Genomic DNA, 16,972 nt, shown 5'->3' on the forward strand with positions numbered 1-16,972 from the left:
CCTCATCGTGTCGCAACTGAATTCTGCTTTCACCATTGTCCAATTCCCATTTCCTCATCCATCCATACTCACCACAAGGAGAAAACATAGATAATGGTGCAACTATTAGTCAAAGAAGAATCTAAACATTGGATTAATGTTGCTACTTCTTTATCTACGGAATTGGCAGCCACCGCGGTGGAAAGAGATAACAAGGCAGGGCTGCCAGATATAGAAATCCAACGGTTGCGAGAAACTGGTTTACTACCTTTGGTTGTACCAAAAGAGTATGGTGGTACTGGTGCGACTTGGGCAGAAGCTTTAAAAATAGTCCAAGAACTCTCGAAAGCAGATGGTTCAATTGGACAGTTGTATGGCAACCATCTTAATTTAACTGCCTTGGCTCATGTTTCGGGAACATCAGAGCAAAAGGAAAAATATTATCGGGAGACTGCAAAGAAAAATTTATTTTGGGCTAATGCCATCAACACTAGAGATACAAGGCTGAAAATTACCGCAGAGGGTGAAAATTTTCGTGTTCATGGTATCAAAAGTTTTGGTACAGGTGTCGCCATTGCAGATTTCCGTGTTTTCGCTGCCATTCAAAATAATGTAGAACTACCATTAGTATTCATAATTCCCAAAGATAGGGCTGGTGTCGCTTCCAACCAAGACTGGGATAATATTGGGCAACGGCGCACAGATAGCGATACATTCACCTTTTACGATGTTTTGGTAAAAAAAGATGAAATTTTGGGATATCCTTATCCTCCTGATGGTGCTTTTAGTACATTTTTGGGAATCATCGCCCAACTGACGAAAACCTATGTTTATTTGGGAATTGCCGCAGGCGCATTAGAGGCAGCTAAACAATACACTATTACTCAAACAAAACCTTGGATTACGTCTGGTGTCCATAGTGCTACTCAAGACCCCTATATTTTGCATCACTACGGAAACTTGTGGACATAACTGCAAGCAGCAATTAGTTTAGCTGACAAAGCTGCTACCCAAGTGCAACAAGCATGGGACAAAGAAGTTAACCTAACAATTGAAGAGAGGGGAGAGGTAGCAATTTCTGTTTTTGCAGCCAAAGGTTTTGCTACTCGTGTTGGTTTGAATCTCACTACAGGTATTTTTGAAGTTATGGGAACTCGTTCTACAGGGACTAAATACGGCTTTGATCGTTACTGGCGAGATTTACGTACTTTCACGCTTCATGACCCTGTAGATTATAAATTGCGCGATATTGGCAACTGGGTACTGAATGAAGAATTACCCTTAGTCACACAATATTCCTAAAGGTTCCGCCATAGTAAACCTCTAATCGGTCATTAGTCATTGCCAATGACCAATGGCTAATGACCAATAACTCGAAATCCCACATCTTCAAGCCGTGGGATGAGTATAAATCTCATGCATTCGCCGTTAGGCGTCCTAGTTCGCGTTGCATAGCAAAGAGTAGGCGCAGAAGCGCAGAGATGTACAGTTATGAATCAGAGAAAATCCAAAGTTATTGTGAGTGCAGATAGTAGACGGTCTTTTTTGTTACACACTAGTATCATTACTGCAAGTGGTGTTGTAGCAGGGGCAATAGGTTTAAAGTTTTCTGCTCAAAAAGGTCAGGCACAAGAGCAGATATCTTCTGCTAAGAACAAGTTTACGGAAAAGGCTTATCGCATACGTGTTGCCGCAGCCGAGGCTAATCGTCAAATTCCTATTGCATCCAATCCTACTAATGGCGATGAGGGACGGTATCCTAATAAAATTGGCTCTGATACTAGGGGACTACCACACAACAAACAGGGTGAGGTTGACCTAAAAGCTTATGACTCTTTGACTAAAGCAGTAACAACCCATGATCATGATGACTTTGAAAAGGTCATTTTGGGTGGAACCAGAAAATTGGTTAATGCTCAGGGGCCTCTCGCGGCCAGTTTAGAAGGATGTCATGGAGAGCAGGTAGCAGTACCGCCGCCACCAACTCTAGCTAGTTCAGAACGGGCTGTAGAAGCTGTTGAACTGTATTGGCAAGCTTTATTGCGGGACGTACCTTTTCATAAACTACAGAACAACACCGACGAGCCTCTGGTATTGGCAGCTGTTGAAGAACTTAATCAGCTTGCAACTTTCAAAGGGCCAAAACAAAATGGGCGTGTCACCCCCCAAACCCTGTTTCGTGGTACTGTCACCTACGTTGATCAAAATGACAAATCTGGCAGGACAGCAAAACACGTAACTCCGCCAGGGGTATTAGTAAGGCCTCACATCTCCCAGTTTGCATTGCTAAATATTCCTTGGGGCGTTCAGTTTATTCCGCCTGTGATTCGGACGGCTTTACCTGGTAATGATTTCCTCACTGATTATGAAGAATGGCTGAATGTGCAGAATGGCGGTACTCCTAAAGCTATTCAGTATGACCCAGTACGCCGTTACGTATTGACAATTCGTGACTTATCAGAATTTTCTCATGCACCAGGAGCAGCATTTTCTGGCGCTGCTCTCATTTTGGGTAGTAGTCGCAACGCTAAAGACCCTTTAAGTAGTGGAATTGGCGCACCCTTTAATTCAGGTAATCCCTTTGTTAAATCAAAAACTCAACAGGGAGGTAATGGGTCATTTGCTCTCGGACATTTACAAGCATTACTGTACCTGGGTAAATCCCGCGCTATTAGAGCTTCATACTGGCAGAAGTTTTATGTACACCGCACTCTGCGTCCAGAAGCTTATGGTGGGCTAGTCCATAACAACATTGTCAATAAAACTAAATATCCGACTCATAGAGACATATTAAACTCCCAAGCTTTAGCTCGGAGTTTCAGTAAATTTGGTTCTTATCTCTTACCGCATGGATACCCAGAAGGCGCACCCATCCATTCATCTTATATTGGTGGTGCAGCCTCTATTGCTGGTGTCAGTGCCACATTGTTAAAAGCATACTTTGACGAAGATTTTGTTATCCCTAATCCTGTAGTCCCTGATCCTAATGACCCCACTAAGGTGATTCTCTATACAGGAGAGCCTTTAACTGTGGGTGGAGAATTAAATAAACTGGCAGTTAATTATACTCTTGGTCGTGGTCATGGTGGTATTCACTGGCGCACAGATGGTTCTGCTGGCATAGCTTTGGGTGAAGGAATTGCCATCAGCATCCTGAAAGATGAAAGGTTGGGTTACAACGAAAAATTCAATGGCTTCACATTCACAAAATTTGATGGGACGAAAGTCACAGTTTAAATTTTTAATTTCACGACTTATTTGATAATTAGAGGTGAATTAATTCATGAAAGATTTTAGAAAACAAATTGCATTCTGGAACAACCGACGCATCACTCGTCGTCACGCCTTATTTGCTTTTGGCTACAGTTTAGTCTTATCTACCACTGTATTTAGTTGCAGCAATTCAGCCAATAATTCCCAGCAACAAGAAACTTCATCGGCTTCTAATATAGCTAGTAGTAATACTACTGCTGATAAAGTAATTAGAATTGTCCGCTCTAAACAACTTACTGCTCTAGCCGTCTTAGAACAAAAAGGTATTCTAGCAGAACGATTAAAACCTTTAGGATATAGGGTAGAGTGGCCAGAATTTGCTGCCGGGCCACAACAATTAGAAGCTTTAAATGCAGGCGCACTTGATATTGCCTCTACAGCCGAATCTCCTCCTGTTTTCTCTCAAGCAGCTGGCGCACCTCTTGTATATCTAGCTGCTAATTCTTCTGATGGTCAAGCAGTTTCACTGTTAGTTCCTAAAAACTCTCCTATTCAAAGTGTCAAAGATTTAAAAGGGAAAAAAGTAGCTTTTCAAAAAGCATCAATAGGTCATTATCTTATCCTTAGAGCCTTAGAAAAAGAAGGTTTAAAGCTTAGTGATATAGAATCAGTCGGACTAGCGCCTCCAGATGCTAATGTGGCATTTAGTCAAGGGAAAGTAGATGCTTGGTTTATTTGGGAACCATTTGTTACAAGAAATGTCCAAAATAACACGGGACGGGTTTTAACTGATGGTGGTAATGGTTTGCGAGATACTAACAACTTTATATCCACAAACCGCAAATTCTATAAAGAAAATCGAGAGCTAATCAAAATCTTTTTAGAAGAAGTACAAAAAGCCCAAAATTGGGCAAAAAATAACCCTAAAGAAATTTCCCAATTACTCTCTGCAACAACTCAACTTGATCCACCTACATTAGAGATTATGCACAAAAAGTATGATTTTACCCTGATCCCAATTACCGCAGCAATTATTAATAAACAACAAGAAGTTGCTGACAAATGGTATAGCCTAGGACTCATACCTAAGAAGGTAAATGTGAAAGATGGCTTCTTGACTCCTGAACAATATGCCGAAATTACTCCTCAAGAAGTGCTTGCAAAAAAATAATATTTGGGGCGTGAACTACTAGTTAGTCTTTGGAATTTGTGGAAATTTTTAACAATCAATTATGTCTACACTCACTTTAAATAACTTTCAAATTACTGACCTTCATGCACCTCTAGGCTCTGTAGTCACTGGACTTGATGCTAGTCAGCCGATTAAACCGGAAGTCATCTTACAACTGAAACAAGCATTACTTGAACACCACATCCTTATCTTCAAAAACCAAAACCTGACTGATGAGGAATTCTTAAATTTTGCTTTTCATTTTGGTTCTCTATTTGTCCCACCAGACAACATCCCAGTTCTTGCTTCTCAGCCAGGAGTCACACCCGTAATAATTCCCGTTTCTAATGTTGATGGTGGCTATACTGGCACTGGTGAACTAACTTTTCATTCTGATCATAAGTGGACTCCATATCCTTCCAGTGGTTCTTTACTCTATGCTTTGGAAGTTCCCCCGGAAGGTGGAGATACTTACTGGTTAAATCTGAATTTAGCTTATGAATCTCTTGATGAGTCTATAAAGCGTCGAATAGCAGATTTGCAGTTGATTACATACAATCCGTTTTTAAATAAACCAAATACACCTCGTTCTAAATACCGTCTAGACAAGAGTATTCCCTTAATTAGTCCTGTATTTCCTCACCCACTAGTACGAACACATCCAGAAAGTGGGAAAAAGATTTTATATTTGGATTACGCTACAGAAGTGGAAATTGTTGGTTTAGATCCGCAAGAAGGATCTGAATTAATTGAACAGTTGCGATCGCATTTACCTCAACCTCAGTTTTATTATCAACACAAATGGTCTGTAGGCGATATTGTCTATTGGGATAATCAAGCAATTTTGCATTATCGTCAAGCATTTGACCCCAATCAACGCCGAGTGATGAAACGGATAAGTTTAGCTGGTAGCCGTCCATTTTGAGGAAAAATCCTATTTCAAAAATTCTATTTATTTGAAAAGATAATTTGGGCTAAAAAAACCCCGGTTTATTCAAGAAAACGGGGTTTTTACTTTGTAATGATTGAAATTTTATTAATTGATAATATTTGAATTATACCTTCAAAATTATTAACGCTAACTATTCATATTTTTTGACGAACTTAGATAATATATAATATAATTTACATTAAGCCTATCGAGTTACCGTTCTTTTGTTAAATTGAAGGCAGAAATCAAAATGGCATTAGCTCAACACATCAACATCCAAGACGCTAAAAAAGTAAATAATTATTTTTTGTTGAAGATATTACAACTTGGTACAGATTTGTTAAAGCAGCTATGGTGGCACACTAAAGCGTATACGACAGTTTTCGGTATTATGTTGTTGACCTTTGCTAGCCTCGTATTTTTATATATACATTATTTATCTGGGAAAAAGCTGACTCAATTTTTTCAGCATGAAACTGTTGTAGAACAAGAATGACTATATATAAAAGATTGCAAATCATATCTTATCTAGCTCCCAATTGGTTCCGATTCTATCAGGCGATCGCTTGGCGTCCCATCTTTTCTGCTGCTGCTTGGAGTTGACAACATTGTTCTAAACCAAATGCCATCATGCCGTATAAATAATGATTTTCAGGATTTATAAGTAAAACTTTTTGGGCGATTTCCAGTAATTTCTCTTTGTCACCCATGTAAAAATAGTGATATTGTCCCTGCTGCACAGATATTAAATCACGGGGAAATTGATTAGCAATCTCTTCATAAGTGGCGATCGCTACCTCAATCTCTTGATTTGCTCAAGCTGAAATTGCTTGCACATATAACTGTTCTCTGGCGGTAATCTTAATACAATGCTGTTGTGCAGTTTGCAGATATGGTAAAGCTTGCTGCAAAGCTTTGCTATTTTCTTGGATGAGAACAGATAGCAAGCGGAGAAACTGCTGATTTTCAGGGAGATCATCTGAATATCCAAAATGGTAAGCTGTTATTTCCCACAGTTCAGAAACCTCATCCGCCTCTGTGGTTTGGAGGTTCTTCAGCCATTGCTCAAGAAATTGCAGCCAAACACGTAGACATATATTTAACTTGGGGCGAACCACCAGAACAAGTTGCCCAAAAGATTGCCTCTGTACGCCGATTAGCAGCAGCCCAAGGGAGAACATTACGTTTTGGGATTCGTCTCCATGTGATTGTGCGGGAGACTGAAAGCCAAGCCTGGGATGCAGCAAATGATTTGATTCGCTACGTAGATGATTCGGCGATCGCCAAAACCCAACAAGCTTACGCACGCATGGATTCTGAAGGACAACGCCGGATGAAAGAATTACACAACGGCTCTCGAAAATCCTTAGAAATTAGCCCGAATTTATGGGCAGGAATTGGTTTAGTGCGTGGTGGTGCTGGCACAGCCTTAGTAGGCGATGCCGATACCGATACCGTTGCTCAAAGAATGCTGGAATATCAAGAATTAGGTATTGATACCTTCATCTTCTCTGGTTATCCTCACCTAGTAGTTCACCAACCCAAAATTGCTGTGTAGGTCGAGCAGGGGGAGCAGGGGGAGCAGGGGGAGAAGAATTAATGAACGGTAACTCTCTTTCCTCCCCTGCATCCTCTGCCTCCCTTACTGACCACAACGCAAAGTTGTCTTGGCAGACTACTAGAAGAAGCATATCGGGTAGCAGAATTACTTTTTCCTCGCTTCCCCCTAGACAATCAGCCAACACTAGAACCGCAACTATTAAGTCCCTTTGGCGAAGTTATAGCCAACCAAGAATTCCCCAAACAGCACGCCACCGTAGATTAAAAAACACTCCGCGTACCTCTGGTCTTGAAAAGTTTCCTACACCGGGAAACCCGGCTTTCCTTCGGAACGCTTATGCGAACGAGGAACTTTTCGCTACGCTTCCCTATGCGTCCCTCTGCTTTTAACCCTCTTGTGTTACTGTTGGAAAACAAATATCGAAGCTAGATTCTGAAACTTTAAATTAATCAAGGTTTGAAGCTTTATTTTCTAATAAAAACTAAAATTTCTAGCAAAAAAGAGCTTTGTTGCACGAAAGAAAAAAGGACACACCAACAGATCCAAAGTTGGTAAATAATGGAGAAGAAAATAGAGTAAACGCTGTCCAGCCAATGTTTATAGCGACAAGCAAGTTTTGAGCGATATTTAACAAACTCTCAAGGAGAGGTGTCACCTGAATTGAGGTAGATTCAGGTAATAAATATGCTTCCGCAAGCTGAGAATGTACGTATGCGACCAGGAAATTGGCATCCACCGATAGAACTATCAGCGTCAGAGCAAAGTATCGTTAATCGGATTAAACGAGCAAAGTTGTTTACGTTCTTACGGCAATGTCGTCATCAGTTGTTTGATGAGAAATTTCAAGAAGAACTGAACAAGCTTTATGCCGATTCTGCTAAAGGGCATCCACCAGTACCACCAGCACAGTTGGCGTTAGCAACCATCTTGCAAGCCTATACGGGAGCCTCAGATGCAGAAGCGATTGAAGCGTTGATTATGGATAGACGTTGGCAGTTAGTGCTTGATTGCATAGATTGTCAAAATGCTCCTTTTTCTCAAGCGACACTTGCCAGATTCCGCACAGCCCTGATTATCCAAGGTCTTGACCGTAGGCTGATTGAGAGAACAGTAGAATTAGCCCAGCAAACGAAAGGTTTTGGCTCAAAACAGTTACGGGCAGCACTTGATTCCAGCCCACTATGAGGAGCATCAAAGGTCGAAGATACATATAATTTACTGGGTCACGCGCTTAAAAAAGCGATTGGCGTTCCCGTCAGCAGGGAAGGGGGCTGTCGGAACTTGCCCAAGATATTGGCCGTAGATATAGTGGCAAGTTCCAGCTTGAAAGCCGCTTTAGACCTTAACTGGGATGACCCAAACCAGAAAAGTTTGGTTTTAGGGATTGTACTGGAAGCTTTAGAACGATTTGAGACTTTTGTACAAGCACAGCCTGAAAATATTGAACACCCTCAAGTTCGTTCAGCTTTGGAAACGGCTAGGCTGATTGAAGCTCAAGATGTGGAAGTCGATGCTCATAGCGAGATAAAACTACTCTCTGGTGTTGCCAAGGAACGACGTATCTCAATCGAAGATGAAGAGATGAGACATGGACGTAAAAGCAAAAGCCAGCGATTTGATGTCCTTTGCGATTTATTCATTGATGTTGAAAGTTAAGATAGCGTGTTGCAGTCGGATTTCAGCTAAACGATCGGTTTGATTGGTTTGCACCCCGATCGTAAACTCACCTACCAATGAATAGTAAGCTAAACGGGCACGAGCCAGTGCTTCGACTTCAGGAAACCCAATTTCGAGAAATAACTCTTTGGTGTAATTGAGCCGTTGCTGATCGACTTGGGCAATGAGTTTAGCCACTTTCGGATCGTTTGTTGCCCAAGCGCGAATCGCATTCTCAAGGCTGCCATCAGCTAAACCGGGGATAAGACCGTCATCTGCGATCGCGAGCTCAAATAATCGTAATAGCTTCGTCTTCGGATCGGCATCAATTTGATTCACCCGTTCAATAATACCGTTGGTATCGATTTCTATCCATTTAGCCAAAATGGCATCTAACAAATCACTGCGATCCTTAAAGTGCCAATAGAAACTTCCTTTAGTCACGTTCATCCGTTTCGCTAACGGTTCCACCCGGACGGCTTCCACTCCACTTTCTGCCAAGACAGCCAATCCCGTCTCGATCCAATCTTGCCTGCCGAGCTTGGGTTCGAGCGTTTTTTGCTTAACCATACGCTGCCGTATTGACATCATCAAAGATTTTATCCTAAAGTAGCTACATACGGTGACGTATGGAAGAATCATCGCCCAACGGACTTTACTTTCGTTTTGAGATAGGTGTGTCGTGTTAAGAATTGCTGGACTATGCTGGATTGCGATCGCAATCATTCATATGGTAGTTGCACTAGCTACATATTTCCCGCAGTGGCAGGAGATCGCTCAAGCGGGTTGGTTTAATGTAGTGGCTCCCGACCCATTTGCGCCCATTTTCGATCGAGAAGATGCATTTTGGTTCATGATGCTGACTCCATTTTTCCTGATTTTAGGACAGTTATGTTTGTGGGCAGACCGGCAGAAACTCACATTGCCGATTTCAGTTAGTGGAATCCTACTTGCGTCCGCGATCACAGGGATTTTCTTCATCCCAATCTCTGGATTTTGGTTGGTATTAATTCCGAATGTGATGATGCTTTATTCATCGAAATCAGCAAAGTCTCAGTGCTAAGAATGTTGGAAATGATTGAATCATGAATAGTTTGGATGTAATACAACTCCGAAAAGCACAGATTGCGAATGCTAGTGAAATTGCAGCAAAAGCATTTGAAGACGATCCGGTATTTTGTTATCTGACACCCGACGATCCCAAACTGCGGTTGCAGGCTTTAACTTGGCTAACCAGTAGGGCGATCGCCTATTGCACACAGTATAACCATACCTATACGACATCAGATTTGCAGGGGATTGCTGCATGGCTACCACCCGGGGACTTCCCAAGCAATCCGCTCCAGCTATTGCAAATGGTGTTACAACTTCAGTTGTATACTTTACCATTAAATGTTGGGTGGAACCGCTTGGGGCGATGGCTGAATTTCTTATCTGCAACTGAACAAATCCATCACCAGGATATGGGCGACCAACCTCATTGGTATTTGGGCGTTTTGGTTGTGAATCCGGTATTCCAAGGTCAAGGTATGGGCAGCCGATTGATACAGCCAATTTTGCAACGGGCGAGTGATGAAGGTTTAGCCTGCTATGTGGTGACTTTTACGGAGCAAGCAGTACGGTTCTACCAGAAAAACGGATTTGAAATCCTGCGAAACCAAAAGCCTGCACCTGAGGTATCCCCCTTTTGGACACTTAAGCGGAATCCATGACCCAGGGGCTTTAACAACAAAACAGATATTGTTGAAACCGCATCTCCGCAACTGCCACAGCCTCCCCATCTGGCGTGTACACAGTTTCCCCTGACAGCACCCGCCAAATATCGCTAACTGCCTGGGGCAGCAGTTGTAGTTGCTCGGCGCGATATGCGTTAGCGGAGCTTAACGAAGTTATCGCCTGTGGTGTCGCCTCACTCCCCAGAATTATTGCAGCAGCTTCCAAGGCTTGGGTGTTGTTCATCACACTGGCAAGATTCCCTAAAGCCAGACCCATCAAGCGTAAGCATTCAGTGGCATTCTCCTTCGGTAGTTCGGTTGCGAGCGATCGCAGGTCAATTGTTTTATCTAGCGCTTGCTTGACTCCCTTGTTGAGTGCCTTCGCGGACTGTTTGGTGAGAGTATTGCTCCATTCCTGCGAATGAGGTAGATAAAATCAGGTACGCCAAGCCAGGAGATGCGTTAGTGGGGCTGGAGGATTCCGCAGGGGTAGTTAAGAGTGGTAAATTGTCGCTCAATTACCAAGAAGATAACAATTTACCAACTCTAACAATAAGTTGTTAAATTTTTTACTCGGCTAGCTAGTTGCCATAACAGTACTTAACTTTAGTTAGGAGTTAATGATTGTATATTTTAACAATTCATGACTCAGGCAAAAAATCATGAACCACAATACTTCACGCCGCCTAATTTTAAAAGGTTTGGTTGCCAGTGCAATCGTGATCGGGTTTGATGTCTGTGAGCGTTCTTGGGTAACATCTGCTAGTGCTACATCTATCTTTGATAGTTTACCTCCATTAGATGGAGTGCTTTACACAGATAATGCAACCCTTAATGCTGCTAGTGTTGACTTTGGTAATATCGTTCATCGTCAACCAATAGCAGTACTCAAACCAGGATCAACTAACGATATTGTTCAAATTATTCAATTTGCTCGTAGGCATCAAATAAAAGTTGCAGCACGCGGTCAAGGTCATTCTGCTTACGGTCAGCCACAAGTAGAATCTGGTATCGTCATTGAGATGAGTACGCTTAACAAGATCCATTTTGTTGGTACAGACCGAGTTGTTGTGGATGCAGGGGTTGTGTGGAGTCAATTGCTGCAACAGACACTCCAGCAAGGGTTAACACCACCTGTTCTTACCGATTATCTTGAGCTTTCTATTGGTGGTACTCTTTCAGTAGGGGGTATTGGCGGTGCAACTCATCGTTACGGTGTACAAGTTGATAATGTTTTAGAACTTGAAGTAATTACTGGTATTGGTCAAATCGAAACTTGTTCGCAGTGGCAAAATCGCCATTTATTTACAGCAGTATTAGCAGGGCTAGGTCAATGTGGAATTATCGTTAAGGCAACTATTAAACTAATTTCCGCTGCTACTAATACCCGTGTGTTTCAGCTTTATTATGATGATTTAGCTGCTTTTACTCATGACCAACGCTTAGTTATAAACGATGAGCGTTTTGACTATGTAGAAGGACAATTGATTGCTAAGGATACCGGTGGATGGCGTTATCTTCTGGAAGCAGCTAGCTTCTACAGCCCTCCTAGTATACCTAATAACAGTTTGTTACTTGCAGGTTTAAATTATACCCAGGATACAGAAAAAATCGAAGATAAAACTTACTTTAATTTTCTCAATCGTTTAGCTCCTACAGTTGCTTTCCTCAAATCTATCGGTGTCTGGTCTTATCCTCATCCTTGGTTGAATTTGTTTGTACCCAATAGTGCAGTTGAAACTTTAGTCGGTGAAGTTGCTGCCACTCTAACATTAGCTGATACAGGTCAAGGGCCAATTTTGCTGTATCCAGTTAAAACCAAATGCTTCCAACTACCATTATTTAGAGTTCCCAAAGGAGAAATTGTGTTTCTGTTTGCTTTATTGCGAACAGCAGACCCACCAAATAGTTCTACGGTTACAAAAATGTTAAATGATAATCGTAAGCTTTTTGAAAAAAATCGTGATTTGGGTGGTTATCAGTATCCGGTCAATGCTATTCCTTTCTCTTCTCAAGACTGGAAGCAGCATTTTCGCCCGTTTTGGCGATATTTAGTCAGTGCAAAACGACGTTACGATCCAGATAATGTGCTAACTCCAGGTCAAAAGATTTTTGAAGCAGAATTGCTTAAGCGGATCAACGGGCAATTCCACCAAGATTAGTTGAGTAAGTTTACAAAAATGGTGAGTATAATATTCAGCTAATTATAAGCTTGTCAAGCGCTTTGTTAACAGCAGAGCGCTTGTTTTATTGTGGCGATCGCCGACACATCTTAACAGTAATTACGAGACTTTCAACAATGCCTAAAAAAATCAATAACTGCCCTGAGATAACAGCAATTAATCTACTGGATTCGCTTCGGGTACGTGGTGGTTCTGCTCCTTTGCACAGGATTAATTTTCCGCAAACAAGTATCCAATATTTGTTGGATAGACAACTGGTGCAAGTCAAGAATACTGGATGCAGTTTCTTGGTATCAGTTGTCGAGCATCAGTGAAAAGAATAGCTTCGCTAAAAGTTTTTGAAATTTAGGTAATTAATGGTGACAAATATGACAGTTACACTTGATACATTCAAATCTCCGGAATTCCGTGGTAATTTCTCTAAATTGCTAATCTGTCAATTGTTGAATGGGAAAAATATCTTATTCATCAAGTCCGACAATATTAAACTATCAGGTTGGATGAAACGAGCAGAAGTTGAAAGTTTGATAACTCAGCTACAAGCCACACCCAAGGGCAAGAAATTTGCTTTACCTGAAAAGTACGATGTTGCTTGTGGTACTCCATTCATTCATACTTACCGCAATGGTAATTCTGAGTTGGGCTTGGCTTTTGAATGTCCCAAGATTCATGTACTTGCTAGTAGCCCAAGAATGATTGAGGTGAATGACAAAGGTGCTGAAGCCGGGATTGGACGCAAGGGAGATATTATGAACTTTGCACATGATTTACTTGGTTGACACGAGCGGTAGTTTTCTCCATAAAGTTCCTTTGGTTTTGACAGTTCATGGTGGTGCTGCGGCCTTTTTTGGACAACAGCTTGAGAACTTCTACAAGCTTGTGGAGATTGCTTATTCTGATAGTCAAGGTGAGAGCTTTTACACATTAAATGAACAAGCAAGAGCCGTTACAATATTTCAACCAGTATTTGATACAGAACTTGTAGGTACGGATGTGTGTGCAATTCTTGAAATCAAAAACGTCAGTGATGCGTTAACTTCTTTCGATGAAGACGAAAGGGGTATCGCTAGTGTCTATACCCCTGGTGATCACAATCCTAAAGGACAGGAAATGCTTACTGCGACTGAAGCTAGGCTTTATCGACTGATTTTTAAATCCCGTAAACCAGTTGCCAAACGTTTCCAAAGATGGGTTTTTCACGAAGTTCTTCCGTGCCTGCGCCGCACTGGCAAGTACGAAATGTCTAACTCTGACCAACAGCAGAACACCAAACCCACCCTTGATGAACTAGTTAACTTTGGACAAAAGGTACTCGCTGGGACAAGGCTGAGTACGGAACTACAGAAAATCACTATCCTTCGAGGTGTACAAGCATTATGTCCCGAAATAGCTCCGATGGCAAAGGAACTGGTAGGAGCAATTCAGGAAATCTCAGCGACTCCCGACCGACACTTGCCCCCAACCGAACTAGGGAAAATTTACGCTGATCGCAAAGGACTAACCAAACCTGTAAGGCCAGAAGTGGTCAATCGCGTTCTGGAGGCTGCTGGTTTACAACGCAAGGAAGTTTTAATCAAGACTGATACTAGCGGCAAACAGAAACGGAAAAATATTTGGCATTTGACGAATGAAGGCAAGCAATAGGGCACTGTAGTTTTCGATAAGGCCCGCACTCACGATAAAACCGTAGAGCATGTTCGCTGGTTGCCCGATGTTTTAGAAGTGATTGACCTGGGCGTGGTAATTTGAAGTGAGCTTACTGTTTTAGAGGTTAAATGTTTGATTGAGTTTAACCTATGCCTTTAATTAATTAAAGAAAGTCCGCAAACGCGGACTACCCGTAGCTAAAACCGTATCATCTTAGTCAGTGATAATCATGTAAATACAAAATGCATTTACATGATATATTTAGTTTTGTAAACTTATTTCTTAAATACAAGCTTTTTCAGCAATCTATTAGACATAATTGCTGAAATTATATCTGGAAATATAACTACATAAAAAAGTCCGCAATAGCAGACTGTGTTTGGTAGAGTATTCTGCTGGATCTACGACTCAGAACTTCTATCTAAGTCGTACAATGTACTTATTTTTAATGATTTTACCTGAGAAAGCAAGCTTTTCGGCTTAGATAATTAGACATAATTCCTAGAATTATATCTACTAAAGAACTACAACTCAAATTCCAATCAGGAGAAACAATGGATACATTGAAAGATTTCCTTTTCTTAAATGCAAATATTGCCACAGAATTCAATCCCTTTGATGAGAGAGAGTACTTGGTCAGTCAAACCTACCCGCGTGATCCAAAGCTTGAGAGTTAGCAAACGAAGTTTTGATTACGAATCGGCTAAGAGCTACGAAAGCATTAAAAATCTGGCTCATGACTATACATTTTTCGCCTTAAGAATCTTCCACGACTCCAAGCTGTAGACAGTAGATTTTGAGGGCAACCCTCAGAGCCTTTCTCTTCAGCAGGATTGGAAAATTGCTGAAAAATACTTCCAGCCTTGTTGCACTAATGATGTTGAATGTGAACTAAATGTCTGCCAATGCAGCTATCCTTACTTTTCGACATTGAGGATTAATATTAGCAATACTGGCGAATACAGCAGCCATCTGCGACTTGAGACTTGTTTAGTTGACGACAATTCAAGACAAATAGACCACTGCCCAAATTGTAATTGTGCGTTAATTGTGGAATTCGATGAGGATGAGGATGATTTAGATGAGACTGAATCAACACCAGTAGCTTGCATTGGTTGCTCCAACTATCATGGGCAATACTATGGTAGTAATACGCTGGTTTGCGGGATTCACGCGCGAGGATGGGATGGCGATAACTGCCCGGATTATCATCAATAATATGTTTGCAGACCTTGCTTGAACAGCCGGATTTTTAGCGTTATCTCCATGATTTTAGTGTTCAAGCATATTGATAGCGCATTTTGGCAAGAAGTTTTACCAAAATGCATCTGACCTTACTTAATTCTATCAAAACAATTCCGAAATGTAATGCTATTAATGGCTAAATTGAAGTCAATTTACCGATTTTCAGCTACTACTTAATCCCGCAAGTTGAGAGGATTCGGTAATGTCATCTGCTTCCTTCTCGTTTACTGGAAGAGAACGCAGCAACTCTCTAATCACGTCGGTTGATGGCCTTCCGGTCATTGCACAGTACTCTTCAAGTTTTTGTGCTTCACTTGAGGTGAGATTTACCGTGAGTCGTTTGACAGCCCACTTTTTATTCATTATTTACTACTTATATCATCTATGTAGAGAAAAATCATACCTTTGTTTTTAAGCCTTTCCTAATCTGATTTTTAGATATTTTCTGGTAAATAGATTGAAATTGTCATGCAGAAGCGTCAAAGCCATTTTAGTTACGCATTCTTTCTTCACTTCTGTACTAATATTGTATACCTGACTTTATACTGTCATCTCTGCATTGTTGCTTGAGTTGACGACGTTCGAGTAGCAAGACTCTCAGTATCTCATACTACTAAAATGCCATTTAGGAAATAAGACTCAGGTTAGAAAAACCTGATTCCCTAATCTGTTTTAATCAAGTTGATAACATACTAGGCAGTTAGGTAAAGGCTAGCCGCTAGTAGAACTTCCTCAGTTATCCATCAAGCTAATAACGGGGCAAAAACGCTGTGACGCTAGATCTAGTATCTGTATATTCTTCAGACGATAGAATAAACATAGATATTTTCCAAGGAATAACAATTCTTGTTGTAGATGATCACCAGGACATGCTTCTGGTAATGGCTCGGCTTCTTGAAAGCTATGGAATTCAAGTATTCACCTCATCCAGTGCAATGACCGGATTAGAAATAATTAAACAATTTAGTGTGGATCTTTTAATTTCAGACATTACTATGCCCTTTAAGGATGGGTATTGGTTAATACAAAAGATTCGTTCACTTCAGCATCCACAAACTAGAAAAATTCCTGCAATTGCTTTTACTGGAAATACTGAAGAGAAGGCAGATAAAAAAGCTCTCGCGTCTGGGTTTCAAGCCTATATTCAAAAACCTTCAAGCGCTACAGAGTTAATCCTAGAAGTAGCAAAACTGTTAAAAAGTAGGAAGTATACATTGGTGGACGACTACTTGAGGTTTGAGCCAGAGTTTTGCATATAATGCACGAAATTAGAATAGAATGCTCCGTCGTCGATGAAAGCATTTAAATCCTTTGATTGAGCCAAAGTATATTTGATAGGGCGCTTGTATTTGATTTTTTGGCTCTCAATTAAATGTGTTGACTCTGCTGCTATTATACTCTGTGCAAAATTTATTTTACCGTAAAATTACTGGAAATATTGCCTAATTAATCTAGTAACTGTATTGTTAAAAGGGGCTAATTACCAAGAATTTTGGGCATAAATCCAATTAGTGATTTATGGCTAATTATTGTTTGTCAGATCACAAGTTATTTGTCGCTGTTAGTGCCCTAGTGTGTTGCTCTGTCCTAGAGTCAAGAATTTTACTCTGAATCAGCAAGCATTATATGACAGCCCCTATTCAAGAAAACCAATTACTAGTTCTAATTGTT

Annotated in this window: 19 protein-coding genes and 3 pseudogenes; 18 read left to right on the forward strand and 4 right to left on the reverse strand. The window is 41.0% G+C overall.

Going from position 1 to position 16,972, the window contains the following annotated elements:
- Positions 1 to 93 precede the first annotated feature (93 nt).
- The 6 genes from FNW02_RS28180 (at position 94) to FNW02_RS28200 (ending at position 5,790) form a co-directional block, all read left to right on the forward strand.
- Complete coding sequence (locus tag FNW02_RS28180) at positions 94 to 951, forward strand: acyl-CoA dehydrogenase family protein (protein ID WP_225225949.1); 858 nt, start codon at positions 94 to 96, stop codon at positions 949 to 951.
- Between the two features lie 12 nt (positions 952 to 963).
- Positions 964 to 1,281 carry an acyl-CoA dehydrogenase family protein gene (locus tag FNW02_RS38965; protein WP_348535460.1) on the forward strand — a complete coding sequence of 106 codons (318 nt, stop codon included), beginning with the start codon at positions 964 to 966 and terminating at the stop codon, positions 1,279 to 1,281.
- A 189-nt stretch (positions 1,282 to 1,470) separates the two neighbouring features.
- Complete coding sequence (locus FNW02_RS28185; protein WP_191760773.1) at positions 1,471 to 3,216, forward strand: vanadium-dependent haloperoxidase; 1,746 nt, start codon at positions 1,471 to 1,473, stop codon at positions 3,214 to 3,216.
- Positions 3,217 to 3,262: 46 nt separating this feature from the next.
- A complete protein-coding gene (locus FNW02_RS28190) occupies positions 3,263 to 4,363 on the forward strand; it encodes an aliphatic sulfonate ABC transporter substrate-binding protein (RefSeq protein WP_191760774.1) in 1,101 nt (366 codons plus the stop codon).
- A gap of 61 nt (positions 4,364 to 4,424) precedes the next feature.
- On the forward strand, positions 4,425 to 5,288 hold the full coding sequence (locus FNW02_RS28195) for a TauD/TfdA dioxygenase family protein (RefSeq protein WP_191760775.1): 864 nt from the start codon (positions 4,425 to 4,427) through the stop codon (positions 5,286 to 5,288).
- A gap of 256 nt (positions 5,289 to 5,544) precedes the next feature.
- Positions 5,545 to 5,790: a hypothetical protein gene (locus FNW02_RS28200; RefSeq protein WP_191760776.1), complete on the forward strand. Its 246-nt coding sequence runs from the start codon at positions 5,545 to 5,547 to the stop codon at positions 5,788 to 5,790.
- Positions 5,791 to 5,848: 58 nt separating this feature from the next.
- Here FNW02_RS28200 and FNW02_RS39975 read toward each other — a convergent pair whose 3' ends face one another.
- Positions 5,849 to 6,004, reverse strand: a complete 156-nt coding sequence (locus FNW02_RS39975; RefSeq protein WP_348535456.1) for a hypothetical protein — start codon at positions 6,002 to 6,004, stop codon at positions 5,849 to 5,851.
- A gap of 227 nt (positions 6,005 to 6,231) precedes the next feature.
- On the opposite strand from FNW02_RS39975, the pseudogene FNW02_RS28210 reads away from it, so the two are divergent.
- The 4 genes and pseudogenes from FNW02_RS28210 to FNW02_RS28220 all read left to right on the forward strand — a co-directional run.
- Positions 6,232 to 6,819 (forward strand): annotated as a pseudogene (locus FNW02_RS28210) (LLM class flavin-dependent oxidoreductase); the annotation flags it as partial.
- A 153-nt stretch (positions 6,820 to 6,972) separates the two neighbouring features.
- Positions 6,973 to 7,119: pseudogene (locus tag FNW02_RS38970) on the forward strand (alkanesulfonate monooxygenase); the annotation flags it as partial.
- Between the two features lie 420 nt (positions 7,120 to 7,539).
- Positions 7,540 to 8,040: a transposase gene (locus FNW02_RS28215; protein WP_191760777.1), complete on the forward strand. Its 501-nt coding sequence runs from the start codon at positions 7,540 to 7,542 to the stop codon at positions 8,038 to 8,040.
- 96 nt (positions 8,041 to 8,136) lie between these two features.
- Positions 8,137 to 8,511 carry a hypothetical protein gene (locus FNW02_RS28220; RefSeq protein ID WP_191760778.1) on the forward strand — a complete coding sequence of 125 codons (375 nt, stop codon included), beginning with the start codon at positions 8,137 to 8,139 and terminating at the stop codon, positions 8,509 to 8,511.
- On the opposite strand, the gene FNW02_RS28225 is transcribed toward FNW02_RS28220, so the two are convergent.
- Complete coding sequence (locus tag FNW02_RS28225; protein ID WP_263627826.1) at positions 8,488 to 9,021, reverse strand: TetR/AcrR family transcriptional regulator; 534 nt, start codon at positions 9,019 to 9,021, stop codon at positions 8,488 to 8,490. The two genes, FNW02_RS28220 and FNW02_RS28225, sit on opposite strands and share 24 nt — an antisense overlap.
- A 172-nt stretch (positions 9,022 to 9,193) precedes the next feature.
- Between FNW02_RS28225 and FNW02_RS28230 the strand changes: the two genes are divergently transcribed.
- Positions 9,194 to 9,574 (forward strand): DUF6463 family protein, encoded by a 381-nt coding sequence (locus FNW02_RS28230; protein ID WP_191760779.1) that lies wholly within the window; start codon positions 9,194 to 9,196, stop codon positions 9,572 to 9,574.
- A 22-nt stretch (positions 9,575 to 9,596) separates the two neighbouring features.
- Entirely contained in the window at positions 9,597 to 10,223 is a 627-nt protein-coding gene (locus FNW02_RS28235; RefSeq protein ID WP_191760780.1) for a GNAT family N-acetyltransferase, read from the forward strand.
- Positions 10,224 to 10,314: 91 nt separating this feature from the next.
- Here the strand turns inward: FNW02_RS28235 and FNW02_RS28240 are convergent.
- Positions 10,315 to 10,647 (reverse strand): annotated as a pseudogene (locus tag FNW02_RS28240) (hypothetical protein); the annotation flags it as partial.
- 241 nt (positions 10,648 to 10,888) lie between these two features.
- Here FNW02_RS28240 and FNW02_RS28245 point away from each other — a divergent pair.
- The 5 genes from FNW02_RS28245 (at position 10,889) to FNW02_RS28265 (ending at position 15,274) form a co-directional block, all read left to right on the forward strand.
- Complete coding sequence (locus tag FNW02_RS28245; protein ID WP_191760781.1) at positions 10,889 to 12,388, forward strand: FAD-binding protein; 1,500 nt, start codon at positions 10,889 to 10,891, stop codon at positions 12,386 to 12,388.
- A gap of 50 nt (positions 12,389 to 12,438) precedes the next feature.
- On the forward strand, positions 12,439 to 12,723 hold the full coding sequence (locus FNW02_RS28250) for a hypothetical protein (RefSeq protein WP_225225950.1): 285 nt from the start codon (positions 12,439 to 12,441) through the stop codon (positions 12,721 to 12,723).
- Positions 12,724 to 12,777: 54 nt separating this feature from the next.
- Complete coding sequence (locus tag FNW02_RS28255; protein ID WP_191760782.1) at positions 12,778 to 13,188, forward strand: hypothetical protein; 411 nt, start codon at positions 12,778 to 12,780, stop codon at positions 13,186 to 13,188.
- On the forward strand, positions 13,172 to 14,053 hold the full coding sequence (locus FNW02_RS28260) for a BRO-N domain-containing protein (RefSeq protein ID WP_191760783.1): 882 nt from the start codon (positions 13,172 to 13,174) through the stop codon (positions 14,051 to 14,053). Before FNW02_RS28255 ends, FNW02_RS28260 begins: the two co-directional genes overlap by 17 nt.
- Before the next feature lie 1,053 nt (positions 14,054 to 15,106).
- Positions 15,107 to 15,274, forward strand: coding sequence for a hypothetical protein (locus FNW02_RS28265; protein ID WP_191760793.1), 168 nt, complete (start codon positions 15,107 to 15,109; stop codon positions 15,272 to 15,274).
- A 189-nt stretch (positions 15,275 to 15,463) separates the two neighbouring features.
- Here the strand turns inward: FNW02_RS28265 and FNW02_RS28270 are convergent, their stop codons facing one another.
- Complete coding sequence (locus tag FNW02_RS28270; protein WP_191760784.1) at positions 15,464 to 15,664, reverse strand: ribbon-helix-helix protein, CopG family; 201 nt, start codon at positions 15,662 to 15,664, stop codon at positions 15,464 to 15,466.
- Positions 15,665 to 16,071: 407 nt separating this feature from the next.
- Here FNW02_RS28270 and FNW02_RS28275 point away from each other — a divergent pair, with 407 nt between their 5' ends.
- Positions 16,072 to 16,560, forward strand: coding sequence for a response regulator (locus FNW02_RS28275; protein ID WP_348535457.1), 489 nt, complete (start codon positions 16,072 to 16,074; stop codon positions 16,558 to 16,560).
- Positions 16,561 to 16,972: the final 412 nt, after the last annotated feature.

It is taken from the genome of Komarekiella delphini-convector SJRDD-AB1, from assembly GCF_014831675.1.
Lineage (GTDB): Bacteria > Cyanobacteriota > Cyanobacteriia > Cyanobacteriales > Nostocaceae > Komarekiella.